The sequence below is a fragment of the Bacillus sp. C28GYM-DRY-1 genome, from assembly GCF_030519405.1.
Classification (GTDB): domain Bacteria; phylum Bacillota; class Bacilli; order Bacillales; family Bacillaceae; genus Bacillus; species Bacillus spizizenii_A.
Window position 1 is genome coordinate 1 of record NZ_JAUMKF010000062.1, and the last position, 457, is coordinate 457.

General features: G+C 67.8%; 1 protein-coding gene. It reads left to right on the forward strand.

Annotation, left to right across the window (positions count from 1 at the left end; genetic code table 11):
• Nucleotides 1–306 (forward strand): hypothetical protein (locus tag Q3W56_RS20675; protein ID WP_302896701.1); only part of this gene is annotated, 306 nt, incomplete at its 5' end.
• Nucleotides 307–457: the final 151 nt, after the last annotated feature.

Consider the following 457-nt stretch of genomic DNA (forward strand, 5'->3'; position numbering starts at 1 on the left):
AGCTGGGAGGTCCTGCGTGTGGGCGCCTTGCAGCTGGCGCACTGCTACTACGGCGACATCCCGGGGAGCTGGTCGTCGAACGTCGTGGAGACCTACCAGCGGGCCGAGAAGGACGGACTGCTGCCCGCCGGCGTCGCCGCTGTCGCCAACACAGTCCACTACCGGCACGTCGGAGCTCAGTTCCCCGACGAGGACCTGCCGAGCACGGCTGAAATCCTCCAGGTCGTCGTCCTCGCTTACCGGCTGGCCTGGGAGGCACGCGACGTTGTCGAGATCTACGCGGCGGCCAACAAACCCCGGTCGTAGTCCGCTGTTCTCCTACGGCACTGCGGATGTTCGCCCAACACCGCGGGCCCCAGCCCCCCGTGAAGGGGATGACCGGGGCTTGCGCAACCACCAAACGCTGGAGGCCGCGCGAGGAACCGCAGAGAACGCAGTGAGGCCCCCACGGAATCGT